The 25,278-nt window shown below is 40.3% G+C and carries 25 protein-coding genes, 2 rRNA genes and 1 riboswitch; of the genes, 9 read left to right on the top strand and 18 right to left on the bottom strand.

Features of this window, described 5'->3' with window-relative positions:
* Positions 1 to 503: 503 nt before the first annotated feature.
* The gene (locus LZD48_RS18060) at positions 504 to 1,202 is read right to left on the bottom strand and encodes a DUF2812 domain-containing protein (protein ID WP_235764082.1); all 699 of its coding nucleotides are present in this window, start codon (positions 1,200 to 1,202) and stop codon (positions 504 to 506) included.
* 50 nt (positions 1,203 to 1,252) lie between these two features.
* Here LZD48_RS18060 and LZD48_RS18055 point away from each other — a divergent pair, with 50 nt between their 5' ends.
* Both LZD48_RS18055 and floT read left to right on the top strand, forming a co-directional pair.
* Positions 1,253 to 1,795: an NfeD family membrane protein gene (locus tag LZD48_RS18055; RefSeq protein ID WP_235764081.1), complete on the top strand. Its 543-nt coding sequence runs from the start codon at positions 1,253 to 1,255 to the stop codon at positions 1,793 to 1,795.
* Between the two features lie 52 nt (positions 1,796 to 1,847).
* Positions 1,848 to 3,422: a flotillin lipid rafts scaffold protein FloT gene (gene floT / locus LZD48_RS18050; RefSeq protein WP_235764080.1), complete on the top strand. Its 1,575-nt coding sequence runs from the start codon at positions 1,848 to 1,850 to the stop codon at positions 3,420 to 3,422.
* A 48-nt stretch (positions 3,423 to 3,470) separates the two neighbouring features.
* On the opposite strand, the gene LZD48_RS18045 is transcribed toward floT, so the two are convergent.
* The 3 genes from LZD48_RS18045 to LZD48_RS18035 all read right to left on the bottom strand — a co-directional run bounded on the left by LZD48_RS18045 (position 3,471) and on the right by LZD48_RS18035 (position 5,475).
* Positions 3,471 to 4,004, bottom strand: a complete 534-nt coding sequence (locus tag LZD48_RS18045) for a helix-turn-helix domain-containing protein (RefSeq protein WP_310739875.1) — start codon at positions 4,002 to 4,004, stop codon at positions 3,471 to 3,473.
* A 197-nt stretch (positions 4,005 to 4,201) separates the two neighbouring features.
* Positions 4,202 to 5,104: a hydroxymethylglutaryl-CoA lyase gene (locus tag LZD48_RS18040; RefSeq protein ID WP_235764079.1), complete on the bottom strand. Its 903-nt coding sequence runs from the start codon at positions 5,102 to 5,104 to the stop codon at positions 4,202 to 4,204.
* Positions 5,105 to 5,304: 200 nt separating this feature from the next.
* A complete protein-coding gene (locus LZD48_RS18035) occupies positions 5,305 to 5,475 on the bottom strand; it encodes a hypothetical protein (RefSeq protein WP_235764078.1) in 171 nt (56 codons plus the stop codon).
* Between the two features lie 677 nt (positions 5,476 to 6,152).
* Here LZD48_RS18035 and LZD48_RS18030 point away from each other — a divergent pair.
* Genes LZD48_RS18030 through LZD48_RS18015 form a run of 4 tightly spaced genes read left to right on the top strand, consistent with a single transcriptional unit; the run spans position 6,153 to position 9,677 of the window.
* Positions 6,153 to 6,782, top strand: coding sequence for a PspA/IM30 family protein (locus tag LZD48_RS18030; protein ID WP_235764077.1), 630 nt, complete (start codon positions 6,153 to 6,155; stop codon positions 6,780 to 6,782).
* Positions 6,783 to 6,795: 13 nt separating this feature from the next.
* Positions 6,796 to 7,827, top strand: a complete 1,032-nt coding sequence (locus LZD48_RS18025) for a TFIIB-type zinc ribbon-containing protein (RefSeq protein WP_235764076.1) — start codon at positions 6,796 to 6,798, stop codon at positions 7,825 to 7,827.
* A complete protein-coding gene (locus LZD48_RS18020) occupies positions 7,827 to 8,618 on the top strand; it encodes a TPM domain-containing protein (protein ID WP_235764075.1) in 792 nt (263 codons plus the stop codon). Before LZD48_RS18025 ends, LZD48_RS18020 begins: the two co-directional genes overlap by 1 nt.
* A gap of 42 nt (positions 8,619 to 8,660) precedes the next feature.
* Positions 8,661 to 9,677 carry an SPFH domain-containing protein gene (locus LZD48_RS18015; RefSeq protein ID WP_235764074.1) on the top strand — a complete coding sequence of 339 codons (1,017 nt, stop codon included), beginning with the start codon at positions 8,661 to 8,663 and terminating at the stop codon, positions 9,675 to 9,677.
* A 46-nt stretch (positions 9,678 to 9,723) separates the two neighbouring features.
* Here LZD48_RS18015 and LZD48_RS18980 read toward each other — a convergent pair whose 3' ends face one another.
* The 5 genes from LZD48_RS18980 to uraA form a co-directional block, all read right to left on the bottom strand.
* Positions 9,724 to 10,995, bottom strand: coding sequence for a PcsB-like coiled-coil domain-containing protein (locus tag LZD48_RS18980; protein WP_310739874.1), 1,272 nt, complete (start codon positions 10,993 to 10,995; stop codon positions 9,724 to 9,726).
* 176 nt (positions 10,996 to 11,171) lie between these two features.
* Complete coding sequence (gene dapA / locus LZD48_RS18005; RefSeq protein ID WP_235764073.1) at positions 11,172 to 12,062, bottom strand: 4-hydroxy-tetrahydrodipicolinate synthase; 891 nt, start codon at positions 12,060 to 12,062, stop codon at positions 11,172 to 11,174.
* A gap of 94 nt (positions 12,063 to 12,156) precedes the next feature.
* A riboswitch (Lysine riboswitch) is annotated at positions 12,157 to 12,338 on the bottom strand.
* A 127-nt stretch (positions 12,339 to 12,465) separates the two neighbouring features.
* Complete coding sequence (gene rocF / locus LZD48_RS18000) at positions 12,466 to 13,365, bottom strand: arginase (RefSeq protein ID WP_235764072.1); 900 nt, start codon at positions 13,363 to 13,365, stop codon at positions 12,466 to 12,468.
* A gap of 309 nt (positions 13,366 to 13,674) precedes the next feature.
* The gene (locus tag LZD48_RS17995; protein WP_235764071.1) at positions 13,675 to 14,874 is read right to left on the bottom strand and encodes an ornithine--oxo-acid transaminase; all 1,200 of its coding nucleotides are present in this window, start codon (positions 14,872 to 14,874) and stop codon (positions 13,675 to 13,677) included.
* A 152-nt stretch (positions 14,875 to 15,026) separates the two neighbouring features.
* Entirely contained in the window at positions 15,027 to 16,286 is a 1,260-nt protein-coding gene (uraA, locus tag LZD48_RS17990; protein ID WP_235764070.1) for a uracil permease, read from the bottom strand.
* A 353-nt stretch (positions 16,287 to 16,639) separates the two neighbouring features.
* On the opposite strand from uraA, the gene LZD48_RS17985 reads away from it, so the two are divergent.
* Entirely contained in the window at positions 16,640 to 17,065 is a 426-nt protein-coding gene (locus tag LZD48_RS17985) for a DUF2512 family protein (RefSeq protein ID WP_235764083.1), read from the top strand.
* Positions 17,066 to 17,148: 83 nt separating this feature from the next.
* Here LZD48_RS17985 and trmB read toward each other — a convergent pair whose 3' ends face one another.
* The 7 genes from trmB to LZD48_RS17950 form a co-directional block, all read right to left on the bottom strand.
* A complete protein-coding gene (gene trmB, locus LZD48_RS17980; protein WP_235764069.1) occupies positions 17,149 to 17,784 on the bottom strand; it encodes a tRNA (guanosine(46)-N7)-methyltransferase TrmB in 636 nt (211 codons plus the stop codon).
* Positions 17,785 to 17,832: 48 nt separating this feature from the next.
* On the bottom strand, positions 17,833 to 18,648 hold the full coding sequence (locus LZD48_RS17975) for a phosphotransferase family protein (protein ID WP_235764068.1): 816 nt from the start codon (positions 18,646 to 18,648) through the stop codon (positions 17,833 to 17,835).
* Between the two features lie 188 nt (positions 18,649 to 18,836).
* The gene (locus LZD48_RS17970) at positions 18,837 to 19,250 is read right to left on the bottom strand and encodes a diacylglycerol/lipid kinase family protein (RefSeq protein ID WP_235764067.1); all 414 of its coding nucleotides are present in this window, start codon (positions 19,248 to 19,250) and stop codon (positions 18,837 to 18,839) included.
* Positions 19,250 to 20,194, bottom strand: coding sequence for an NERD domain-containing protein (locus tag LZD48_RS17965; RefSeq protein WP_235764066.1), 945 nt, complete (start codon positions 20,192 to 20,194; stop codon positions 19,250 to 19,252). The genes LZD48_RS17970 and LZD48_RS17965 overlap by 1 nt, the downstream gene beginning before the upstream one ends.
* Before the next feature lie 23 nt (positions 20,195 to 20,217).
* On the bottom strand, positions 20,218 to 20,769 hold the full coding sequence (gene thpR, locus LZD48_RS17960) for an RNA 2',3'-cyclic phosphodiesterase (protein WP_235764065.1): 552 nt from the start codon (positions 20,767 to 20,769) through the stop codon (positions 20,218 to 20,220).
* A 14-nt stretch (positions 20,770 to 20,783) separates the two neighbouring features.
* On the bottom strand, positions 20,784 to 21,503 hold the full coding sequence (locus tag LZD48_RS17955) for a pseudouridine synthase (protein WP_235764064.1): 720 nt from the start codon (positions 21,501 to 21,503) through the stop codon (positions 20,784 to 20,786).
* Positions 21,504 to 21,515: 12 nt separating this feature from the next.
* On the bottom strand, positions 21,516 to 23,141 hold the full coding sequence (locus tag LZD48_RS17950; RefSeq protein WP_235764063.1) for a putative polysaccharide biosynthesis protein: 1,626 nt from the start codon (positions 23,139 to 23,141) through the stop codon (positions 21,516 to 21,518).
* A 157-nt stretch (positions 23,142 to 23,298) separates the two neighbouring features.
* On the opposite strand from LZD48_RS17950, the gene LZD48_RS17945 reads away from it, so the two are divergent.
* Complete coding sequence (locus LZD48_RS17945; RefSeq protein ID WP_235764062.1) at positions 23,299 to 24,546, top strand: BaiN/RdsA family NAD(P)/FAD-dependent oxidoreductase; 1,248 nt, start codon at positions 23,299 to 23,301, stop codon at positions 24,544 to 24,546.
* Between the two features lie 124 nt (positions 24,547 to 24,670).
* Positions 24,671 to 24,811 carry a hypothetical protein gene (locus LZD48_RS17940; protein ID WP_235764061.1) on the top strand — a complete coding sequence of 47 codons (141 nt, stop codon included), beginning with the start codon at positions 24,671 to 24,673 and terminating at the stop codon, positions 24,809 to 24,811.
* A 136-nt stretch (positions 24,812 to 24,947) separates the two neighbouring features.
* Here LZD48_RS17940 and rrf read toward each other — a convergent pair.
* Together rrf and LZD48_RS17930 are read right to left on the bottom strand one after the other, a co-directional pair.
* Positions 24,948 to 25,063: ribosomal RNA gene (gene rrf, locus LZD48_RS17935) — 5S ribosomal RNA — on the bottom strand.
* Between the two features lie 97 nt (positions 25,064 to 25,160).
* Positions 25,161 to 25,278, bottom strand: a 23S ribosomal RNA gene (locus tag LZD48_RS17930); the annotation flags it as partial.

Raw genomic sequence — 25,278 nt, 5'->3', positions numbered from 1 at the left:
TATGGAATTTTATAATGAAGAACGATACCAAACGAAATTAAACAGCCTAACACCGTTAGAATATCGGTACCAGGCTGCGGCATAGATTTTTATTTTTTTACTGTCCACTTGACAGGGCGCAGTTCAAACTGCAGTTATGTCTCATTTTCTTTTGCTTTTTCATTCACTTGTTTTTCCAACAATTCGACTAATATCTAATGAACTTCATAATACGTATTTAATGCATCACCATCACCATATGTAGTTGAGTTGGTTCGTTCCCAACTGCATATGGTGATGGGAAAGCCGACTTTGGTAATTATGAAATTCATTCATTTCACTAGGTTCGTCACCGGTATAGCCGATGTTAGTCACCGCGTTTTCGGTTCGTGCAATAATAGATATATAGTTATTCTCTTCTTCCAGCCATGCTTCTTCATAACCTGTTAAAATGATTGCTTCATAATCTTCCAAGCTTTTTTCATCTTTTAAAGCACTCACTAATTTTTTGGCAATGGATTCCGTCAATGCTTCATAACGGTAAGAACTGATGCTTGCTGTATAAGAAACCGCATCATTTTCTTTCGTTGATACGGTTTTTCATGATCAAACATCTCATTGCGTTTAAGCTTCCTGATCAGCAATGATATATGAATCATTCCTCGAATCATGTACACAGCTAGGAAGAGATAAATAACAACAAGGATTAGATTGGATAGGAAATAGTCCTCTAGTAAATCCAAGCTGGTTGGATTGATAAATCGGTACCCTTGCGAGAATACGATTAACATTGTAATAAAAATAATCGTGAAACCACGGCTTAAAGTATTTCGTTTTAAACGCTTAATCGAGCCGGCATGTATCATTGAATCGGTGTGGATTTCAACCGTTTCTCCCGCTCTTTGTTCGCGCAAGATATGAATAAATCTTCTTGACGTTACATGCTCCCAGCCCGCTGCCTCGTACAATTCAATTTGCTCATCTTCCAATTGTTTGTTTTTCGAAGCAACTTCTAGCCGATACCGGATTTCGGCTGGCTCACCTTTCACGAACTCTGCAAATCCAAATGTGAAACGGATGAGATACCAGCCATTTCTCGCCATATCCTGTAACCATGATTCCTGTTCCTCAAGCTCCCATTCATCAAAAATGGTGATGATTAAACCGATGACAATAGGTATTTCTCCAGAAATTAAAATTGTGAATGAAAAAGCTGAAACCATATGGTACGATAAAACGTATATAGAGTAAGGTACAAGAAAGGAGGGATTATGTGGAACTATTCGGAACATCTATAGAAAATGTTTATTTAATCATCCTGATCCTTTCTAGTATTTTAACGATACTTTATTTATTTTTCGGAGATTTCTTGGAAGCTTTTGGGGAGATTATACCATTTTTTAATCCGGCATTGATTCTTGCTTTCATTACATTCTTCTCTGCTTCGGCATACATTGCGGAGATTGTTTCATCACTATCACCGGTTATCATTATCATCATTTCTGCTGTGATTGCATTTATACTCACTTCCGTACTGAACCTCTTCGTATTCATTCCGATGAAATCAGCAGAAGAATCATTAAGTTATACAGAGGAATCACTGAAAGGAAGAGTTGGTAAATTAATCCTTTCTATCCCGTTTGATGGTTATGGGGAAATTGTCATCGAAAGTAAAAGTGGCACCATTTCCAAGCCTGCAGCAAGTTATGATAAGGAGGAAATCGAAGCTGGCAACCGTGTACTTGTCATCGAAGTGAAAAATGGTGTTCTTTATGTCATTCCATATGAAACAGAGTTCGATTTATCATCTGTTTAATCTACTCATTTAGAAGAGTATGTTAATAAATATAAATGAAGGAGGAAACTACATGTTTGAATCAGTCAGCATGGCCGTCTGGGTTGTTGTCGCGATTGTCGTCTTTCTTGTTATTGCATTTATCGCGATTTTCACGACGAGATATCGTACAGCTGGACCGGACGAAGCATTAATTGTAACAGGTAGCTATCTAGGAGGTAAAAATGTACATACGGATGAAGCAGGAAATAAAATCAAAATCATCCGTGGCGGCGGTACTTTTGTTCTGCCCGTCTTTCAACAGGCAAGTCCTTTAAGTCTCTTATCTAGCAAACTGGAAGTCTCTACTCCTGAAGTCTATACGGAACAGGGTGTTCCCGTAATGGCGGACGGAACTGCAATTATTAAAATCGGCGGATCGATCAATGAGATCGCAACAGCTGCCGAGCAATTTTTAGGAAAGAGCCGGCAAGACCGCGAGTTTGAAGCAAAAGAAGTATTAGAGGGGCATCTCCGCTCCATCCTCGGTTCCATGACCGTTGAAGAAATTTATAAGAACCGGGATAAGTTCTCCCAGGAAGTGCAACGGGTTGCTTCTCAGGACCTTGCTAAAATGGGGCTTCTTATCGTATCCTTCACCATTAAAGAAGTAAAGGATGAGAATGGTTATCTCGAATCCCTTGGGAAACCACGTATTGCCCAAGTAAAACGAGATGCAGATATTGCAACAGCTGACGCGGAGAAAGAAACACGAATCAAGCGGGCTGAAGCTGCAAAAGATGCTCAAAAAGCCGAACTGGAACGTGCAACTGAAATCGCTGAAGCAGAAAAAGAAAATCAATTAAAAACAGCCGAATACCGCCGCGAACAAGATATCGCGAAAGCGCGGGCTGACCAGGCTTATGACTTTGAAACTGCGAGATCAAAACAGCAAGTCACCGAACAAGAAATGCAGATTCAAATCATTGAGCGTCAAAAACAAATTGAACTCGAAGAAAAAGAGATTCAGCGCCGGGAGAAACAATACGATTCGGAAGTTAAGAAGAAAGCAGATGCGGATCGTTATGCTGTAGAGCAATCCGCTGTTGCTGAGAAAGCGAAACAAATGGCTGCAGCAGATGCGAATAAATACCGCATTGAAGCACAAGCTCAGGCCGAGGCCGAACAAGTGCGAATCGATGGTCTTGCTAAAGCTGATTCCTTAAGAGCGCAAGGAGAATCTGAAGCAGAAATCATTCGTCTTAAAGGTATTGCCGAAGCGGAAGCCAAGGAAAAAATTGCCGAAGCGTTCGAACAGTACGGGCAAGCAGCGATTCTCGATATGGTTATCAAGATGCTTCCTGACTATGCGAAAGAAGTTGCAGGACCTCTTGGCAACATCGATAAGATTACCGTTGTGGATACTGGCGGCGGAAAAGGAAACGGCGGCGCCAATAAAGTATCAGGCTATGCAACGAATCTGATGGCAAGTCTGCAGGAAACATTAAAAGAAACTTCTGGTATTGATGTCAAAGAATTACTGGAAGGTATTGCAGGTAAACAAACGCAAGCCGTTAGCAACTCTATTAATCATGTTCCAGAAGTAAGAGCGAATAAGGAACAAACAGAGGTAAAGGCTGAACCATCTAAAACAACTGATTCTGAGTAAATAAATAACCACGCTCTGGTTCACAAACAACTGTAAACCAGACCGTGGTTATTCTCTATCAATAAATAATGTAAGTACTTTTGCCTCTTCATGCTGATTCACCGGCATAAATAAATGTGGCTTGTGCCCCTGAAAGTATGCACTATCTCCCTGTTCCATAAAATGCTTTTCCCCGTTATAAAAGAGAATGATGGAGCCTTCCAAAATAAAAATAAACTCATCCTGCGAGTGGGTGTACCCTTCCGTACGTTTGTTGAATTCCTTTGGTGTAACATGGACAATTGTCGGTTCAATCCCACTGTAATGAGCCCGGTTCGCAAGCAATTCATAAGAATACCCCATGGACTCGTCCCCTACCTTGGATGGACGGTCATTATTTCGTTGTAACACGAGTTCTTCTTCTTTCTCTTCATCTAAAACCCAGGAAAGCGGAACTTCCAATGTTTCGCTGATTTTCGAGAGTGTCGCGACCGCGGCAGCAGTTTGACCGTTTTCTATTTTGGACAGCATGCTTTTTGATATTTGGCATTGATCAGCAATTTGCTGTTGCGTTAGCTTTTTTCGTAAGCGGATTTGCTTAATTTTTTTACCAATACTTTGCAGATCTATCGGTGTTCATTCCTTTCCCAAATATTCTATTACGTTTTTATAATAGATTAGCAAGACCTGCAAGTCAAGATAAAGTGAAACCTCATTCCATGGGGGATTACAATACGTTAATGCGTGATAAGTAGAATAGAATGGGCCATGGTAACCATTTTGGTACCATGGCCCATTCATTATGCGTTGGATATATAAGCTAACGAACGGCTTGGGAGTTGTTTGCCAAGAATGTTTTGGATATAGAGACCTGCTTGCTGCATTTTCTTTTCACTGATTCCTGTTTCAATTCCGATGCCGTGCAGCAAGTATAATACATCATTCGTATCCACATTTCCGGTGGCACCCTTCGCATAAGGACAACCCCCAAGCCCTCCCACGGTACTATCAAATCGATTGATTCCATAATGGAGTGAAGTCATAATATTGGCGATTGCCATCCCTCTCGTATCATGGAAATGAAGAATAAGTTTCTCTTTCGGGAAGTGTTGCAGTAATACTTCGAGCAGCTTTTCAACATCGGTAGGAACTGCTGTCCCAATCGTATCACCTAACGATAAATCATCGACACCTGCTTCAACAAGCCGGTCACATACTTCAAGCACTTGCTCTGGTGTAATCTTTCCTTGATAGGGACAATCAAATACAGTTGAAATGTATCCTGTCACAAGTTTCCCTGCATCTTTCGCTTCCTTGATTACTTCTTCTAAAATTGGGTACGTATTTCCAATTGATTTATTAATATTTTTCTGATTATGCATTTCACTTGCCGACATAAAGACAGACGCCCGGTCAATACCTGCTTCCAGCGCAAACTCGAGTCCCTTCATGTTCGGAACAAGCGCTGAGTAAGTGACAGCTGGATTACGGTTAATTCTCTCCCCCACTTCTCTCGCATCTTTAAGGGCAGGGATCATTTTTGGATTTACGAACGAGGAGTATTCAATCTCTTTTACCCCTGTATTCGATAGCATATTAATCCAAGCAATTTTATGTTCTGTCGGAATCCATTCCTTTTCATTTTGTAAACCATCACGAGGGCCGACCTCTTTCATAATTACTTCTTTCGGTAATTTTTCCATATTATCCCTCCGTTCATCAATCGCCGGAATCGCTTACAAATCATTGTCAAAAAGATTTAACATTCAATTACAGTTTACTTGTGTTCAACATTGTTGAGTAAAGTATATAATAAATACTCAATCATTGCAATTAATTTATTCCAAAAAAAACAAAACGGACCCTTGGAAGAGCCCGTTTTGCAATCGTTTCGTTTATTTTTTTAGAGTCCTTCATCTGTATCTGTACCAGGATCCATGCCATCACCAGGCGCTTCTTCACCAGGTACATCCGGTGCCATTGGTTCTTCCACCGGTTCTTCACCATCTGCACAAGCTACAAGGAATCCCGATAAGAGAAAAATCGATGCAAATATTTTAAGGTGCTTCTTCATCATTCTTCATTCCTTTCTTTAGCTTTCTACTCTATGTATATCCAAATAAAGCCTTTACAAATCTTAAGAACACGTTACAAACACATAACAATAATTAGATAATTCCCACTCTTCATCATTTACCTTTAGAAAAGAAAAATGAAACCAAATCCACCTTTATACAGTAATATATAGTAAGCTAACTTTCAGAGCCCAAACAATAGATCACCTTCATTCAGCATAAGTATCCGAAACTCACTTCTTTAGGTCCGCAGTCCAGACACCTCTCGCACCTGCTGAGCGGCCTCCCGCAGGAGTCTCGAGGTGTTTGGACTGCTACCAGGAAAAGCCTAATTTCAAGCGCTATTTATTATTCCAAAGATATGATTTTATCGTGACAAGACACTGGAATAAATTCTATTAATAATAATCATCCCAACCAGTTCAGTTGCCCGGTGGACGGTGACTCCTGCGGGAATAGCACAAGCCTGGAGACCCCGCAGGGCGTTAGCCCGAGGAGCTCCGGTAGTGCCTAAGGATGCGCATCCGTCTACCGGGCAACTGAACGAGGGTCAGTGCTCCCTAATAACTGAATGCTCATAATGATTACGCTGCATGAAAGAATTAATTTTTTAGATGCGAAAGGTGAGATATTGAGTTAAACTGAAATTAACCTTTATAATGAAGGAGGAAGCAGAATGGGAATCATTTCAAGATTTACTACTCTTATGAAAGCGAATATAAACAGCATAATCGATCGTTCCAGAGATCCTCAAAAAGTTATTCAAAAAACATTACGTGATGTGAATCTCGACCTTCGCACCGTGCAATCCGAAGTGAATGCCTTAGAAGCAGATGTGAGACGGGCTAAGCGAGCAGTGGATGAATGTGAACTGGAAATCAGAAAGCTTGAACGCTATCGGGAACGTGCAGCTGATCGAAATGAAGCCCAGGCTATCGGCTTTTTAAATGATCAGGAACACCTGGAAAATAAAAAGTTAGAGCTAATTGGCAAGTATAACCGGGTTCTAATTGAAGCAAGGCAGATGAGATTACTAGAAGAAAAATTAACGCTGGATATCAGGCAACTGGAAGCAAGGAGTCAAACTGTTAAAGAAAAAACAGCACTACTTAATCAAAAACAAAAATTAAATAGTGGAGATTCCTCCATTGCTACCGGTTTTATGAGTTATGAGGAAGAACTCAATTTTAAACTGGATGAAGCTGAAGCACTAGAACAGTTAAGAAACAAATCAGCATCCATCGATTCCATCGATGAAGAAATCGCAAAGTTAACGACGAACAAAAGTCAGACATCAAACGAATAGCGAGGGATTGTAAATGGTTATACAATATAAATGTCCAAACTGTGGGAGTGATATGACGTTTGATGCCGAATCCGGTTCATTATCTTGTGACAACTGTGGCAGACAGGATAATATAGAGAACTTTTCAGAAGACTTTATTGAAACGGTTTTTGAAGAAAATGAAGCGAAAGAATATCATTGTGAAAATTGTGGGGCTGTCATTGTAACAGATGGTGATACTGCCGCAACGAATTGCAGTTTCTGCGGGGCAGCAGTCGTTTTAGCAGACAGGGTTGCCGGAATTCTTGCCCCTTCCCTTGTGCTCCCTTTTACGATAACAAAGCAGCAAGCGGAACAAGCATTCAGGAAATGGTGTAAAAGAGGATTGCTCACACCGAAAGACTTCAAAATGGCGGACCGGATAAAAGAAATAACGGGCATGTATGTCCCCTTCTGGCTTTACGATTTAAAAAATGAAGCGAAAATCCATGCAATTGGAACGAGGGTAAGGAATTACACGAGAGGGGATTATATTTATACAGAAACGAAATACTATGATGTGTACCGGGATCTGCGCATTGATTTTAGCCGAGTGCCGGTCGATGCGTCGGAAAAAATGGATGATTCCTTAATGGATAAGCTCGAACCCTATCAATATAATGATCTAAAAGACTTCAAAACTCCTTATCTTGCAGGTTACATTGCAGAGAAGTACAATTATGATGCAGATGATTTACTGCCTCGCGTAAAGGATAAGATGAGTAAACCGCTTGATGATTATATTCGGTCAACAATCAGTGGATACCATTCCGTAAATTACAAAGATAAAAAGATACGCACCTCAAAATCAAAAAGCTTGTATACGTTCCTTCCCGTCTGGATGGTATACTATGATTACGAGCAAGCAGAACATATTTTTGCGATGAATGGGCAAACCGGGAAAGTTGTCGGAAAGCCACCACTTAGTAAAGCTAAAATTGCTGGCTGGTTTGCAAGCATTGCAGGCGGATCGTTTATTCTAATGAAAATCATCTCCTTTATTGTTACAGGAGGTATCAATTTCTAATGAATCGCTTATTAAAACGTGCAATCATTTTTATCGGATTCTTTTTCTTATTAACGCCTACCGTCTTTGCTGATGTCAAGCGAATTTATGATGAAGCTGATTTGCTTGGTGCAGAACAAATCCAGCATCTGGAGGAGCAAGCTGCCTCGTACTTTAGTGAATGGTCGACTGACTTTATTATTGTTACAACCAATGATACCGAGGGTAAATCATTAATGAGCTATACACAGGACGTTTCCGATGATTTAGCAGAAGAATTAAACCGTGCTGAAGATAATATGGTCATCCTAACGATCTATATAGAATCAAGTGAAGATAGAGAAGCTTATATCGCAGCTTTCGGGAAAGGGAAAGAATATGTAGATAATGCAAGAGTGCAACTCATTCTTGACCACATTATCCCTCCCTTGTCGGATGACGATTATTTCGGAGCTTTTGAGCTATTCTTTGAGAAATCCGCTGAATACTTGAATATTCGTCCCGGCGTAAATCCGGAGTCGCTTTTGTTAAATACGTATGTTCAACTTGCTGTTGCTATTGGTCTAGGTGGGATAATCGTATTTTTTATGGCTTATTCGTCTGGTGGCAGAAGTACCGTAACAAGCGGGACATATTTAAATCGGAATAATTCTCAAATTGTTAGGAAGCATGACCGTTACCTCCGTAAAACGGTCACTAGGAAGAGAAAGCCGTCAAACAATAATCGAGGCGGTGGAAGTGGCTTTAGTGGTGGCGGGGGCGGTGTGACCCGTGCAGGCCGCTCGCATAGTGGCGGTGGCAGGAAGTTTTAAATAAACAATAACACGTAACGATAACGAGAAAGGACGGATTCCATGTCTTTTTTTAGAAATCAATTAGCAGATGTGGTGGAATGGCAAGAATTTAGAGATGATATGATTTTTTGGAAATGGCCGAACCGGGAGATTAAACGAGGCAGTCGCCTGATGATTCAACCTGGTCAAGATGCAATCTTCTTTAGTAACGGAAAGATTGAAGGGATTTTTGAAGACGATGGTGAGTATAATATTGAATCAGAAATCATTCCTTTCTTATCGACATTAAAAGGTTTTAAATTCGGCTTTAATACTGGACTCCGTGTTGAAGTTCTCTTTGTTAACACGAAGCAGTTCACCGTAAAATGGGGAACGAAAAATGCAATTAACATTCCTTCACCCTCCCCAGCTTTACCAGGGGGTATTCCCATCCGAGCGAACGGGACATTTAATTTTAAAGTAAATGATTATGTCCGTTTGATTGAAAATGTAGCTGGTGTGAAGAAACGGTATCTCGTGGAAGACGTGAAGATTCGGATTACTACCGTGCTTGATCAACTCTTAATGAAATGGATTGCTCGTGAAGGGAAGGATATGTTCAACCTGCAAGCAAATTCATTTGAAATCTCGCAGGGTATCCAAGAAGACCTTGATATGGAAGTCTATGATTTAGGACTTTCCATAACCGGATTTAATGTAAATAGCTTCAACTATCCAAAAGAGATTCAGGATATGATTACGAAAGCTGCTTCCCAAGGCATGGTCGGTGACGTCGCGAAATATCAACAAATTGAAATGACGGACGGTATCGCATCAGGTAAAGTAAAAAGTGGTGGGACCGCATCCGACATGGCTGGGATGATGATGGGCATGAACGTTGCAAATGAAATGATGAAAAATATGAAACAAATGAATCAACCCGAGCAAAATCAACAACAACAGCCACAGCAGCAACAAAGTCAACGAGCAGCACAGAACGAGTCTTCCAGCAATTCAAGTAAACCTAACTTCTGTCCGAATTGCGGTCAGAAAACAGATGGAGCAAACTTCTGTTCGAACTGTGGTGAAAAATTGTAAAGTAAAACTTAAAAAAGGTCGGCACATTAGATGCCGACCTTTTTATTTACTGAATCGTTACTTTCACCGTGCGTACGCCCCAGCTTATTGCTTGTTTTTTCGTTGGAACAAACACATCTATTTTATTTCCCCGAATTGCACTTCCTGTATCTCCGGCAATCGCATGACCATATCCCTCTACATGAACGATACTTCCGAGGGGAATGACGCTTGGGTCTACTGCGATAACTTTTGCATTTGGATTTGCTTTTAAGTCGATTCCTGTACTTGTTGTACCAGAGCAACCGTTACAGTCTGCTGTATAAGCAGTAGCCGTTACGGTGAATGACTTTTTATCCGGTTGGCTTGGTTCTGATTTCGGTGTTGGTGTTGGCGTTGGTTTCGCTTCTGGTTTATCTGCAACAGGTTCTTCTTTTTTCACCTGAACCGGTTCGCTTTCTTTCTGTTCTTCTTTCTTCTCTACATTTTTCTTTTTAGCTGCTGCTACTCGGGCTTGCTCTTCCTGCTTCACTTTCTCAGCAGCTGCTGCTTTAATCTTTTCTTGGCGCTCACGTTCTGCTGCTTCTGCTGCAGCAATTTCTTGCTTCACTGTATCTTCCATTGTTTTTAAACGTGTATCTTCGCCTTCTAATTGTTCAACATAAGCGACTAGCTCCTTGCGTTTATCATTTAAAGAAGCTTTAGCCGTTTCTTGTTGCTCTTTTTCCTGCTTTATCAATGCCCGTTCTGCCTCTTGTTCTTCATACATTTGATCTAACTCATTCAGCTTCTCAAGCGTTGAATGCTGATGTGCTTCAACAAGCTTCATGTCAGCTTCGAGTTGCTCCATCAATGCTGCATCCGAATCCATTACTTGGTTGACTGCAGTTACACGGCTAAGGAAGTCTCCAAAGCTTTGAGAGCCGAAGATCACTTCAATATAATTAATTAATCCGCCTGATTTTTGGTAGGATGCTGCTCTTGATTTCAGCAAATCAAAGCGTTCTTCAATACTTGTGTTCAGACTGTCGATTTCTTCTTGGAGGGTGTAAATATCTTCTTTCGTTGTTTCAATTTCATATGTAGTTTCCTCCACTTTTGCCTCTTTCTCTTGGAGAAGGACATCTAACCGACTAACTTCCTCGTTCAATGCTTCCATATCGTCATAAAGTTCATTAATTTTCTGTTCCTGTGCTGATAAATCGTTATGTATTTTTTTTCTTTCTTGTTGGATTTCCTCCAGATTATCCTTATCTTCAGCAAGGACTTGTGTGTTGAAGGTCCCTTGGATAAATAGTAGAGAAGCTATCAGGGTGACGATTGTTATCTTTTTCCTCAACATTTTTCCCCCATTTCCATAGATTTCTAATTAGCAATCTATGGTTGAAGTATAACATCTAATCGTAACAAAAAGATTATACTAAGATTACAATTAGATTTCAGGGAAAAGTTAGATTGAAACAAAACGAAAGCTAAGGAAGAATAAATTCTCCTTAGCTTCACCCTATATTTCTATTAATTTTCTACTGTGTTTGCTTGAAAATTTGTTAGTGTTTGGTTGAGGTTTGCTTTTTCTTCATCTGATAACGGAATAAGCGGTAGACGGACACTTCCGACCGGCACATTGATTTCGTTTAACGCTTCTTTTACTGGTGTCGGGCTTGGAGCCTGGAATAGAGCTTTTACGACCGGTACGATACGACGGTGGATTCCAGCGGCTTCTGTAACATTACCGTCAAGGAAGTTATGAACCATTGTATGCATATCTTTTCCAATCACGTGAGCTGCAACAGATACAACGCCTGTTCCGCCGATGGAGAGGATTGGTAACGTCATACCGTCATCTCCACTATATATGCTGAAGTCATCTCCAGTTTCTTCAATGATCTTAGATACTGCATCAAGATCCCCGCTCGCTTCCTTTACAGAGACGATATTTTCAATTTGGGATAAGCGGATAATTGTTTCAGGAGCCATGTTGACAGAAGATCTTCCTGGAATATTGTAAAGCATAACTGGTAAAGATGTGCTTGCTGCAATTTGGCTGAAATGTTGGTATAGTCCTTCTTGAGAAGGTTTATTATAATAAGGTACGACAAGCATGATTCCATCAAGCCCAATCGATTCGACTTCTCTCGTCAATTCAATGGAAGCTCTTGTATTATTCGAGCCTGTTCCGGCAATAACTGGTACTCTGCCATTTACTTCTTTCACTACGTATTTAAATAGTTCTACCTTTTCTGTCGTCGTTAATGTCGGTGATTCACCGGTTGTCCCCGCTACAACTAAACCATCTGTACCTGTATCAAGTAAATGTTCGATTAACTTCGACGTTCTACCATAGTCTACTTCTCCGTGTTCATCAAAAGGTGTCACCATTGCTGTTAATAATCTTCCAAAATACATTTATTTCACATCCCTTTCTTTTTTACCATCCATAAAAATAAAAAAGCAATAACGGTTTGGGCCGCTATTGCTTGTCGAACGATGGATTGTTCTTTCGCTTGATAGCTCCCCATATAGTTGCCTATATGACAGATCTATACCTATTCGATACAGACCCAGCATCCGGAAATAATGAGCTTCCTTCTGCTTCGGCAATTCCCCCTTTCCATATGATTCACTGGGTCTCATTCACCCTCCACATATGTAATAATGGTCACTGCAACCTCTATCCTTACTTTATCGTTTATAAAATAAGAGATATTTAATTGTTTTCACTACTATAACAAAGATTATTGGAATTAACAAGTAAACAGCAGCTCTTTACTGCTATATTTATGTGATTCGCATCCTAACCGTGCATCTTTTACAGAATTCGTTCTCCAAATAACGATCCAATTAGGTCAACTGCCAATGTTCCTGTTTTATTCCGTTCATCAAGAATTGGATTAACCTCCACAAATTCAGCAGATGTAATTTTTCCAGTTTCTGCAAGCATCTCCATAGCAAGATGTGCCTCACGGAATGTTACCCCTCCTGGAACGGGGGTACCAACACCCGGCGCGTATAATGGATCTAATGAATCGAGGTCAAAAGAAAGATGCACCCCGTCCACTTCCTGCTCTTCGAAATATTGATTCGTATCCTCAATAATCCTAGACATGCCGACCCGATCAATCTCATGCATCGTATACACTTTAATTCCCTTTTCTTTAATAAATTCTTTTTCACCAGGGTCTAAGTCACGCGCACCGATGATGATAACATTTTCTAGTTTTACTTTTGGAGAATATCCGCCAATTTCAGTAAGTTTTTTTTCGCCATAGCCCAACGATGCAGCAAGTGGCATACCATGGATATTTCCGGATGGAGACGTCTCGGGAGTATTCAAATCCCCATGGGCGTCATACCAGATAAGACCAAGATTTTTATAAGATTTAGCTGCCGCTGCTAATGTACCGATAGCCATACTATGGTCACCGCCTAAAATAAGTGGAAAAGAATCTTTTTGAATGACTTGCTCAATTTGGGTCATCAACTGTTCGCTTGCTTTATAGACTGCTTCCAAGTTTCTGATGCCAGTTTCCGGATCTGTCTCTAGTTTTTCTCTGCCAATCTGGATATCTCCTAAATCTTGAACCGTGTATCCTCTGTTTTCTAGTCTTTCTATGATACCGGCATAACGAATCGCACTAGGACCCATATCGACACCGCGGCGTAATTGACCGAGATCGATCGGCATTCCGATAATTGATATATTTCTCATATGAAAATCCTCCAGTTACCATTTAAATATGTAAAAATGATTCTCGTATACTTCCATTTATCCCGGTGTAACCGTCCGTAAAACTCCCACCTCAAAACTTTAGAGTCTTCGAGATTGTTTAGGTGGAAAGAACGTGAGTTAACACCTAAGGTACGTTCAACTAAGTCGTAGGGAAGAAAACCCCCGACCGATTGCAGTTTCACTATATATTTGCATATTTTTAATCACTCTGTCAATTGATTATTCAAAAAAAACAACTGGAACATAACCAGTCACACATTCGTTATGTTCCAGCCTGTTGAAGTTCTTTTATTTACTTAATACCTTATGAATACGTTCGAGCGCCCAGTCCAGGTTTTTTTTAGTGATTATTAACGGCGGCGCGAAACGAATTGTATTCTCGTGGGTCTCCTTACAGAGAATCCCTTCTTCTTTCAAGGTCTCGCAGAATCCCCGAACTGGATGGTTAAACTCGACACCGATAAAGAGTCCTCGCGCCCGCACCTCTACTAAATTGGGATTATCTACTTTTCGTAATTCCTCGGCAAAATATTTACCGAGCTCAAGAGATTTCGTGACGAGATCCTCTTCCTCTATGACATCAATCGAAGCAATGGAAACCGCACAAGCAAGTGGATTACCACCAAATGTAGAACCGTGGGAACCTGGTGTAAATACATCCATGATTTCTTTATTGGCTGCAATCGCTGAAACTGGCATGACACCACCGCCAAGTGCTTTACCCATAACATAAATATCCGGTTCTACACCTTCCCACTCGCAAGCAAACATCTTCCCTGTCCGGGCTAAGCCGGTCTGTACTTCATCAGCTATAAACAATACATGATTCTCATCACAAATTTTACGGATTTCACGTAAATAACCTTCAGGTGGAATAATAATTCCTGCTTCCCCTTGAATTGGTTCAACGATAATTCCAGCGGTGTTCGGTGTAATTGCTTTACGAATAGCTTCCACGTCTCCAAAAGCAACTTTCACAATCCCTGGCACAAATGGTCCAAAGTTTTTCGTTGCTGTTGCATCATTGGATAAAGATATGGAATTGATCGAACGGCCATGGAAATTCCCTTTTGCAGCGATAATCTCTGCATGGTTATCCTTTACACCTTTTACTTCATAAGCCCAGCGTCGTGCAGCCTTGATTGCAGTTTCAACTGCCTCCACTCCAGTATTCATCGGTAACACTTTATCCTTGGCAGTTAATTTTGCAATTCGTTCTGTTAACCTGCCAAGAATATCGTTATGAAATGCTCGGGAAGTCAGTGTAACTCGATCTGCCTGATCCTTTAACGCCTGGATAATTTTCGGATGGCGATGCCCTTGGTTCAGAGCGGAATATGCACTCAGCATATCCATATACTCATTGCCTTCCGGGTCTTTCACCCATACCCCTTCCGCTTCAGAAATCACAATTGGGAGTGGATGGTAGTTATTTGCACCATACTGCTCTGTTTGTGAAATAATACGATCCGTTGTTTTTACCGTCATAACGAGCTGCCCCCTTATGTATTTTCATACTTCAGTTAAAATATCGATTTGTTTGATTATAACATAGAAAAAGAAGTCAGAACATCATAATTCTGACTTCATAAAGTGAAGCTTCATTCGGTGGGGAGTTACAGGTTCATGCGTGACCAACTTTATTCATTAGATAATTTTAATAAATCGAGCAGTCTGAAAAAGATGCTTATAATAATCGCGACGATTGTTGCAAGCCCCATGCCTGTGAGTGCAACTGAACCGATATCGATACTTGCTCCACTGATTCCAATTCCAAGCACAACACATGTTAAAATAAGGTTCAGTGAATTATTATAATCAATTTGTGCTTCAACGAGCATTCTTAATCCACTAACTGCGATGATTCCAAAGAGCAGTAAGGAAATACCGCCCATCACCGGGGTCGGAATGGATGATATTAATGCCGCAAGTTTTCCGCAGAATGATAGAATGATTGCAAGAGCTGCCGCACCACCGATTATCCAAGTGGAGTATACTCTCGTAATTGCAAGTACCCCAATGTTCTCACCATACGTTGTGTTTGGTGTGGAACCGAATAGACTCGAGATCATTGTGGAAATACCGTTACCGAACAGGGAGCGGTCCAGACCCGGATCTTTCACTAAATCCCTCTTCACGATATTTCCTGTCACAACTAAGTGACCAATATGCTCTGGGATTAAGACGAGTGCTGCAGGTAAGATTATTAAAATATCCGCCCAGTTAAATTCAATTTGGTAGTATGTCGGCATTTGAATCCAAGCTGCCTCTTTTACTGCCGTGTAATCAACAATGCCATACATCGTTGCAATGATATATCCAGTTACGATTCCGAGCAAGATTGGAATGATTTTTAAGAATCCGCGCATGGTTACCCAGTAAATGATCGTTGCACCGAGTGTCAGCAACGCTACCGTAATCGCAGTCGTATCTCTCGGTTCATCCGCTACAGCGATTAAACCGGCCATATCGGCCGCTACCGGCACAAGCTCAAGACCAATTACTGCAACAATCGCTCCCATTGCAGCAGGTGGAAATATAAAGTCAATCCAAGACGTGCCGGCAAACTTAACGATTAAACCGATAAGAACAAGAACGGCTCCAACAACGAAGAATCCGCCAAGCGCAGCCCCGTATCCGCCACCTTGCGTCAACACGACCGTAACTGGCGAGATGAACGCAAAGCTTGAACCTAAATAAGCAGGTATCTTTCCTTTTGTAATAAAGATATATAATAACGTTCCAAATCCATTCATTAAAAGAATCGTTGCTGGGTCAACCCCGAACAAAATTGGTACAAGCACGGTCGAACCAAACATAGCAAACAAATGTTGTAAGCTTAATGGCAGACTCTGCAATAAGGGTAATCGTTCATCGACACCTATTTCTCGTTGTTTCATTTTCCTTCTCCTCGCGTTTTTATTTTTATAGCGAAAGGTATTTTTTTCATGAATATTCATGAAAAAAACACCTTGCCTTTATGTTCAGCAAGGTGCAGATTTTTATAGCGCATGGTTATTCCACTCCACTATGCGTCGTTCTTTTCGAACAACTAAATTCCGCATCACCTTGCCAACCTCACAGGGTTGACTTAAAGGCAACTAATTATTTTCACTAGCAATAATTATGTCAAATAATGACCTATAAAGTCAAGCATTTTTTTAAAACCGGATGATACGTGTATAAAAATCTATACCCGGCTAAATACTAACTCTATATTATGGAGAAGCGAGGGGTTATTAAATTGGTACATATGAAAGCATTGGGTATCAAATGGGTTTACACAGCGATCATCCTAGCATCATTTCTCGCTGTGTTTGGGTCGGTCACACTTCGTCAATTAATTATCGTCTCACTCTTGTTGACAGGAGCTGCATATTTAGCAGACATCCTTATCCTTCCCGCAATTGGCATGCTCGCAGCAGCTATTGTAGACTTTGGCATTTCATTTCTCGTCGTTTGGCTATTTTCAGGCATGTATGTCGGTCAAACAACAGCTTTAGTCGTTATTTCGTTGATGGTTGCTTATTTCTTTGCAATTTGTGAGGCACTTTTTCATGTGTATATGAAGGAGCGTGTCTTACCGAGAAGGGAAGCGACTATTATCCCGTTCCCTGCAATGCGATATCAAATGGAAGCAAGTGAGGAAATTTACCCGGAGAAAGATAAAAAAGAATAAGCTTATTTACGCATCACAAATTCATTTCATAAAACCGCACACCCCATTGTATATAACAAAGGAGTGTGCGGTTTTACTTAATTTTAAAAAACGGCTTTACAGCGATAAATCGGATGTCCTTTTGCAGAAAACTTTTCTTCATACTCTGTCATCACATTCAATGGATCTTCTTCAGCGTGTAAATCAAGATTTACTTCTTTGAGCAACATATCGTATGCGGAAAAGCTGCAAAGCGAATACTCGAATAGTCCACGATTATCAGTTTTAAAGATGAGTTCCCCTTCTTGCTGTAAAATATGTTCGTACTGTTTTAAAAATGTAGTATACGTTAATCTCCGTTTTTCATGACGATTTTTCGGCCATGGATCAGAGAAATTCAAATAAATAGTTGAAATTTCATCTTCCGCAAAGTAATCAAGCAAATGATTAGCATCTGCATGGACGAGCAGTAAGTTGTCCATTTCTGCTTCCAATGCTTTCTCCCCCGCTGTCACAACAACACTTTTTGCAACTTCCATACCAATAAAATTAATATCGGGATGCTGTTTTGCCATTCCGACAAGAAATTGCCCTTTTCCTGTTCCTACTTCCAGATGAAGGGATTGTTTATTCGCAAACAAGCTTTGCCACCTGCCTTTTTGTTCAGCAGGGTTTTGTATAATTAAATCCTGATGCTCCATTAGAAAGTCATCAGCCCATGGTTTATAGCGTTGACGCATTTTCCTATCCATCCTTACTTATCGTAACTTCTCTAATGCAGATGACTTTTAGTTCATCATGCCTTCCATAAATTGATTCAATTCATGTAATGACTCCAGCCGCTCTCTTACTTTTTCCTGTTCTTTCCGCTCGCTATGCCAGCAAATATAATCAAGAGCATTCAACAATAGATACCAGTGCATTCTTTCATTCAAATATTCATGCTCGGTAATTCCATACCTCTTTAGCCAACCATTCCATTCATCTTTGGGAATATACCATTTCAAAAGGAAACCAAAATCCATCACCGGGTCAGCAATCATTGCATTATCCCAATCCACAAGAAAAATCTCACCGGAATCAGACATTAATAAGTTATTATGATTAAGATCACAATGACAGACGACAAGCTTTTGATTTCGGGTAATCGGTAAGAGCTTCACCAAATAATGTAAAGCTACAGCGACTTCTTCATATTGTTCAAGTAAACCGAGGCGCACTAAACGGCTCTCGATTTCTAGCAGTGATTGATCCGATGTGACTGGTTTCTTCCCTAAGCGCATGAGCATATGCAATAATTCAGGCGAATGATGGATTTTCTTTAATAATTCCATGATTTGCCCACTCTTCATATCTTCTCGGGTTAACTCTCTACCTTCAAGCCACTCTTGGGCTGTTATAACGTCACCATTTTCCATCCGCTTTGTCCAAATCAATTTTGGAACAATACCGACAGCCGATAACACCGCGAGAAATGGCGAGGTATTCCGTTTAACAAATAATTTGCGATTTTCTTTTGTGGCAATATAGGCATCCCCTGTCAGGCCACCAGCCGGAGTAAGTGTCCAGCCTTTTCCCACTGCTTTTTCAAGCCATTCCTTCATGATGTTTTCCCATCTTTCACTTGTAACATTTGAAATTCCATTTTAAAATTAATTGAAACAAATTACAACTATTAATGAATTTCATAATACGTATTTAATGCTTTGGTAATTATGAAATTCATTCCTATATGTATGATTTCGGAACAATTAACCGGATTCCATTCCGTCGCTTCCTAATTTCCTCCGTCTTACAAACTTGTGTCTCCCCATCCACCTGCGAATAGATCGGTTATTTCGATTCGATTGTTAAACTGCATTTCCACATCAGTTAGTGGGGCTAAAATCTTCTCCGGTCTTCCTTTGATATGTGCTCCTCGTGCGAAGTCATTACCTGACCCACCGGGAACAAACCCTACCGGAATATCGCAGGAACCAATACCGTTAATGACCTCATGGATTGTTCCGTCCCCACCGATAACCATAATAGCTCTTATCTCTTCATTTGCTGCAAGCTCTCTGACGATTGCTTCCGCATGGCTTTCATATTCACTATAATAATAAACGACTTGTAATGATTGATAGTCAAGCGTTTTTTGCAATTTCTCAAATTGCAATTTTCCTCTGCCGTTCCCCGCTTGCGGATTTATAATAAAGGACCACATTACACGTCTTCCGCCTCTTCTATTGCAATACTTCCACTATCATCTTCTTCCCATTCCGGTCGTTTCAGTGAGGTGGACTGGCAATAACTTAATAGTACTTCTGCGGCTTTAATTTGAATATTTTTCAGTGGTGATTGAAAGGACCTTTTTTCATTGAACCAGTCGATATAATTTGTACTGCCAATAATCCGTGTCTGATAAGGTTCACTTGCAAAATAAATCGGATTTGTTCTTGATAATACGACCTTTTTAATCGGCAGGGAAATATCTTTTGTCGCCAATATGCTTTTCACTAATTTTTCCGTCCGCTTTAAGGAAATGAGCGGATTTAATATCTTTCTGTTTTCCACCGGGCTTTCTACATGCCATGTCCGCTCTTCGCCCGCCATAAGAACCGCTTCTTCTTCCAACTCGACAAATTGGATCACTTCTATTTCCACAGGGGAAATTAATATTATGTCACCTTCAACCGGAGCTTGTCTTATTGAAAAAATGGGGTGGTACATGATGAAGTACGTATCTGGAAATCGTTGCAATAAGTATTTTAATAAGGAATCGGAATAATACTTTTTAGCAACAATTGATTTATGGGTTACGGTCGATGTCGCCCATTTCATTTGAAAGTTTAATAGATTATCTAGAAATTCCTGTTTTAATTCCTGTTCAGATTCAGGAAATTCTTCCGCTTCACTTGACTCTTCTTCCTGGATGGTTTCTGAGTAAACAGCTTTTCTTAAAAGTTTATTCTTTAACTTAGAAAAAATAGTAGCCGTCTCTTCCGAATATGACGCTTCTTCCGGTGGCATGTTCTCTTCGGGGTTGATCCAGCGGTCATATAACCGATCCCAGCTTTCTCGTTTCAGACGGATATATTGTGTCGGATAACGAAAAGTGTCCCATTCATACCTCGTAATATAATCTTGGATTTTAATTAACTGTGCCATTAAAAACCACCCTCTCTATCCATTCAAAACGGAAAAACAGCAAGCTTTTCATAACTTGGTACATGCCCTGGGTGTATCTTATATAATATAAAAGCTGTAACTTCAAAATGTTTCCTCGTCTGAAATTGTGATTGCAGCTCGCTAAGCCTTTCTTCTGGCAAATCAAATGCTGCTCCCCATTTTTTTCCAAGAGTGAGATGGGGGCGATACCGCCGTTTATCGAGCTCGAAGTCTAGTACTTCTGCCGCTTTTACAATCTGCTGCTGTAGCTGACTCAGTTCCTCTTTAAGGTGAACATCAACATAAAGAACACGCGGGCGGTTGTTTTTGCCGAATGTACCCAAGCCTTCCAGCGTGAGTGCGAAACTTCCCGAAAACGATAATGCTTTCAGGCTTTCTACAAGTAATTCTAACCGTTCAGCATACACCTCACCTAAAAAGGCAAGTGTAATATGCAAATCCTTCTCGTGGGTCCATCTTTTATAAGGTAAAATCGTTTTTAGTTCCTGTTGCCATTCCTTATAATACTTCTTTAATTCATCAGGGATTTCAATTCCAAGAAAATAATGGGTCACAATCTCACCTCGTATTATGCCATTTTCACTTGTTCACAATATGCAAGTTCCTCTTCGTTCAAGCGACGGTAATCACCCTTTTGAAGTACGGAATCGAGCGAAATTTCACCCATGCGCAATCGTTTTAAGTAGGTTACTTTTTTCCCAACAGCTTCAAACATCCGTTTTACCTGATGGAATTTCCCTTCTGTAATAGTTAATTCAATTTCGGAAATAGCACCACTTCGTAAAATCACAAGCTCAGCGGGTTTGGTAAGTTTATTCTCGCCAATATCTACCCCCGTCTTAAACTTTTGAATGTCTTCTTCTGTTACTCTCCCCTGAATAGTCGCAAAGTATGTTTTCTCCACGTTTTTCTTTGGTGAAAGCAGACGGTGGGCAAGATCACCATCGTTCGTGAGCAAGAGTAACCCCTCTGTATCTTTATCCAGCCTGCCAACTGGGAATGGCTGAAAATGCTGGAAATATGGATCAACCAGATCAACAACTGTACTCGTATGATGATCTCTAGTTGCCGAAAGAATCCCAGCCGGCTTATAAAGCATCAAATAGATATATTTCTCATAAACGATTTTTTCTCCGCTCACGATTACAACATCTGTTTCGGGCTCAACGTGCTTGCTCCCATTGTTTACTATCTCATCATTAACCGTAACAAGTTTTTTCTTCAACATGGCTTTAACTTCTTTCCGGGTACCAATCCCCATATTGGAAAGCATTTTATCTAACCGCATACTATCCCTCCATTATTTACGGAGCTTACGTAATAACTTATCGACAACCGGTATTTCATCACCGAATACGTGGTGAAGTAATGTGGAAGCGTAGGCAAGCCATAAATAAACTGCACCACCAACGGTTACACCTGCAAGCAGTACGATAATAGATCCAGTGCGAGATGTTTCATACGAAATGAAAATACCGAATACTGCTTTTACTGCAAAAATGAAAAGCGCCATAATCGTCCCGAAAATTAAAATAAGCATTGTCCGTTTCAGGACTTGACGGAACGGAAATTCAACCGATCGCTTAATCCGGAATAAATTTATACATACAGCAATAATAACAGCAAGCCCTGTGCCGAAAATAAGCCCCTTTGCACCGAACCACTGGATAAGCTGGATATTTAATAATATTTTAACAAGCAATCCAGCCATTAAACTCAGGACGGTAAAGTTTTGCTGATTGATTCCCTGCAATATCGATGCCGTTACAGTAAACAACGCAAAGAAAAGCCCAACTGGAGCATACCATGCAAGCAACGGTCCTGTTGTTGCAATCTCTTCCATCCCATATAAGGATGCATAAAACACATCAGCGAGACATGCAATTCCAATTACTGCTGGAATAACCAATACAAGGACGATTTGTAACGATTGGTTAATTTGTGTATGCAATTCCTTTATATTTCTCTGTGCAAATGTCCGAGTCAATGCCGGGAGAATAGCTAAGGAAAGACCTGTAGCGATAGTGCCTGGAATGATAACGATTTTATGGGCTAATGTATTAATTGCCCCGAGTGTCCAATACATTTCTTCATTGCCAGCTGCTACAAGTGCTCGGTCAAAGGTAAATAAATCAACGAGTTGATAAAGTGAAGTAGCAAGTCCAACAATAATAAAAGGCCCTGCATAACTGAACATTTCCTTAAAAATATCTTTTGTAGTTAACTCACTATCCACAACCTGACCTGTAAGCAGCTTATCAAGATGTGGCTTTCTTTTTTTCCAATACCATAACAGAATAAACCAGGAACCAACTGCTCCGACAAATGCACCGAATGTCGCAAAACCAACAGCTATTGCAACCGTGCCTTTTAAAATAACCATAACAATGAACACAGAGACAAGAACAAATATAATCCTAACAATTTGCTCCGTTACAGTTGAAATAGCTGACGGCCCCATGGATTCATGTCCTTGGAAAAAACCACGCATAATACTCATAGCAGGAATAATGATTAATGCAAAGCTTACTGCCCGAATGACGAGTACAACATCATTCACGGATGCCCCTTGCGAACCTTCACTTGTAATAATCCAATTGGCAAGGAGCTCGGCTCCAAAATAAAGAATAAGAAAAGATATAAATCCTGTGATAAACATAAGAACGGTACCACTCTTGAAGGTACGCCTTCCTGTCGCATAGTCACCTAGCGCATTATATTTTGATATTGTTTTCGACATCGCCAGTGGAATTCCAATGGTCGAGATACTCAACATAATATTATATGGTACATAAGCGATATTATATAATGTTGCTCCTTCCGGTCCAACTAACATATTAAATGGTATTAAATAAATTAATCCTAAAAATTTAGAAAGAAAAGTTGCTACCGTAAGCAACAATGATCCTCTAACAAGATTTGACATGTTTTCACCTGTATTTCTCTTAAATAGATACCTATGTTATTTTACCATAAACTCGCGTTAACTGATATTGAAACTGTTTTAATATCATATATTTACCTAGAAAGTTGCTCATATTCGGCTGAAAAGGGTAAGATAACTAACGAGAGGAGTGAAATGAATGACTTATGACGTTATAGTCATTGGTGGTGGACCATCCGGTTTAATGGCAGCAATCTCTGCAGCTGAACATGGCGCACACACCCTTTTACTTGAAAAAGGAAAAAAATTAGGTAAAAAACTTGCTATTTCTGGCGGAGGCCGTTGTAATGTTACAAATCGACTCCCCGAAGATGAAGTAATAAAACATATTCCAGGAAACGGAAAGTTTCTTTACAGCGCCTTTTCTGTCTTTAATAATTATGATATTATTGAATTCTTTGAGAACCTTGGAGTAGCCTTAAAGGAAGAAGACCATGGACGCATGTTTCCCGTTTCAAATTCAGCGGCTTCGGTAGTTAATACACTGATTGATCAATTGAATAAGCTTGAAGTCGACATCCGATTAAACGCCCCAGTTAAAGCGGTGGACTACGGAGATACCATGCATAAGGTCTACAGTGAGAATGGGGATATCTTTGAAACGAATGCAATCGTTATTGCTGTTGGAGGGAAAGCAGTTCCCCATACAGGAAGCAATGGGGAAGGATATCCTTGGGCAAAGAAAGCAGGACATACTATTACAACATTGTTCCCTACAGAAGTGCCTTTAACATCAAGCGAAACATTTATTAAAGAACGAACTCTTCAAGGCCTAGCCCTAAGGGATGTAGCAGTCTCCGTATTGAATAAAAAAGGAAAAATAATCATTACCCATCAAATGGACATGCTCTTCACCCATTTTGGCGTGTCCGGTCCAGCGATTTTACGTTGCTCCCAATTTGCAGTCAAGGAATTAATGAAGGAGAAAACTATTACATTACAGATCGATGCACTCCCTAATAAAAACCAAGAAGAGATCAGGTTGGAGATAGAAAATCTTATCCGTGATAATCCGAAACGTACCATTAAAAACAGTTTAAAAGGCATTGTTCCTGAACGGTATCTTCAGTTTTTATTTGATTCCTTATCCATTGATGATAACAAACAAGGTAATCAGATTTCTAATGAGAATATCCGAGCGCTTGCCCAAACGATTAAACAGTTTTCCTTTGAAGTCGATGGGTCTCTGCCAATGAAAAAAGCTTTTGTTACAGGAGGCGGAGTTTCCATTAAAGAAATTGTGCCAAATACAATGCAATCCAAATTAATGGAGGGATTATTCTTCTGTGGAGAAATACTTGACATCCACGGCTACACGGGAGGCTATAATATCACTTCTGCCCTTGTCACCGGCCGCCTTGCCGGTATGAATGCCGCCTGGAGTTAATTCGTACTCGAACAAACCTTAAGTGAGATCGATTTTTAATTTCCAGTAGCTGCCTCGCATGATTTCAATCAGGTGGCTAATACTATAACTGTCTAATAGCTTAGACAGAAAGGGATGGGTAAAAATGAAAAATGGAATCTGGCTGCCGTTAATCGCGTCAATCGGTGTAGGTGCTGCAACGTTCTATTCGATGAGCCGTGGGAATAATCAGGGCATCGGGCAAATGATGCAACAAATTATGCCAGGTAAGTCGTCTTCATCATGAACGAAATAGTCCCCATTTAAATCGTCCCAATTGGAAAGTTTATTGGACAAAAAACGTGATTCTTCAAAAAGAATCACGTTTTCATTTCGTTTTATATAACAAAACAGCGAATTACTTGTAATTCGCTGTTTAATTCGCCTGGCAACGTCCTACTCTCGCAGAGACAAGGTCTCAACTACCATCGGCGCTGGAAAGCTTAACTGCTGTGTTCGGTATGGGAACAGGTGTGACCTTTCCGCCCTCATTACCAGACATATACTATATTATAACAAGATTTAACTTTAATGCAAGAGTATATTCATACCCTGAAAACTAAATAAGAGTAATTCACGACATCAAGATATAGAAGTTAGTTAAGTCCTCGATCGATTAGTATTCGTCAGCTCCACATGTCACCATGCTTCTACCTCGAACCTATCAACCTCATCGTCTCTGAGGGATCTTACTCACTCGAAGTGATGGGAAGT

The organism is Oceanobacillus alkalisoli, assembly GCF_021556485.1.
Taxonomy (GTDB): Bacteria; Bacillota; Bacilli; order Bacillales; family Amphibacillaceae; genus Oceanobacillus; species Oceanobacillus alkalisoli.
The sequence above is the reverse complement of the archived record's forward strand: the minus strand, read 5'-3'. Positions and strand labels throughout refer to the sequence as shown.

Excerpts from the sequence above, each read along its gene's own strand:
- LZD48_RS17955 (WP_235764064.1), bottom strand. The coding sequence starts at position 21,503 with ATGCGGTTAGATAAAATGCTTTCCAATATGGGGATTGGTACCCGGAAA.
- LZD48_RS17995 (WP_235764071.1), bottom strand. The coding sequence starts at position 14,874 with ATGACGGTAAAAACAACGGATCGTATTATTTCACAAACAGAGCAGTAT.
- LZD48_RS17965 (WP_235764066.1), bottom strand. The coding sequence starts at position 20,194 with ATGGCACAGTTAATTAAAATCCAAGATTATATTACGAGGTATGAATGG.
- LZD48_RS17945 (WP_235764062.1), top strand. The coding sequence starts at position 23,299 with ATGACTTATGACGTTATAGTCATTGGTGGTGGACCATCCGGTTTAATG.
- LZD48_RS17940 (WP_235764061.1), top strand. The coding sequence starts at position 24,671 with ATGAAAAATGGAATCTGGCTGCCGTTAATCGCGTCAATCGGTGTAGGT.
- floT (WP_235764080.1), top strand. The coding sequence starts at position 1,848 with ATGTTTGAATCAGTCAGCATGGCCGTCTGGGTTGTTGTCGCGATTGTC.
- uraA (WP_235764070.1), bottom strand. The coding sequence starts at position 16,286 with ATGAAACAACGAGAAATAGGTGTCGATGAACGATTACCCTTATTGCAG.
- LZD48_RS18035 (WP_235764078.1), bottom strand. The coding sequence starts at position 5,475 with ATGAAGAAGCACCTTAAAATATTTGCATCGATTTTTCTCTTATCGGGA.
- dapA (WP_235764073.1), bottom strand. The coding sequence starts at position 12,062 with ATGTATTTTGGAAGATTATTAACAGCAATGGTGACACCTTTTGATGAA.
- LZD48_RS18030 (WP_235764077.1), top strand. The coding sequence starts at position 6,153 with ATGGGAATCATTTCAAGATTTACTACTCTTATGAAAGCGAATATAAAC.
- LZD48_RS18025 (WP_235764076.1), top strand. The coding sequence starts at position 6,796 with ATGGTTATACAATATAAATGTCCAAACTGTGGGAGTGATATGACGTTT.
- LZD48_RS18020 (WP_235764075.1), top strand. The coding sequence starts at position 7,827 with ATGAATCGCTTATTAAAACGTGCAATCATTTTTATCGGATTCTTTTTC.
- trmB (WP_235764069.1), bottom strand. The coding sequence starts at position 17,784 with ATGCGTCAACGCTATAAACCATGGGCTGATGACTTTCTAATGGAGCAT.
- LZD48_RS17970 (WP_235764067.1), bottom strand. The coding sequence starts at position 19,250 with ATGTGGTCCTTTATTATAAATCCGCAAGCGGGGAACGGCAGAGGAAAA.
- LZD48_RS17975 (WP_235764068.1), bottom strand. The coding sequence starts at position 18,648 with ATGAAGGAATGGCTTGAAAAAGCAGTGGGAAAAGGCTGGACACTTACT.
- LZD48_RS18015 (WP_235764074.1), top strand. The coding sequence starts at position 8,661 with ATGTCTTTTTTTAGAAATCAATTAGCAGATGTGGTGGAATGGCAAGAA.
- LZD48_RS18060 (WP_235764082.1), bottom strand. The coding sequence starts at position 1,202 with ATGGTTTCAGCTTTTTCATTCACAATTTTAATTTCTGGAGAAATACCT.
- LZD48_RS18040 (WP_235764079.1), bottom strand. The coding sequence starts at position 5,104 with ATGGAAAAATTACCGAAAGAAGTAATTATGAAAGAGGTCGGCCCTCGT.
- rocF (WP_235764072.1), bottom strand. The coding sequence starts at position 13,365 with ATGAGAAATATATCAATTATCGGAATGCCGATCGATCTCGGTCAATTA.
- LZD48_RS17985 (WP_235764083.1), top strand. The coding sequence starts at position 16,640 with ATGAAAGCATTGGGTATCAAATGGGTTTACACAGCGATCATCCTAGCA.
- LZD48_RS17950 (WP_235764063.1), bottom strand. The coding sequence starts at position 23,141 with ATGTCAAATCTTGTTAGAGGATCATTGTTGCTTACGGTAGCAACTTTT.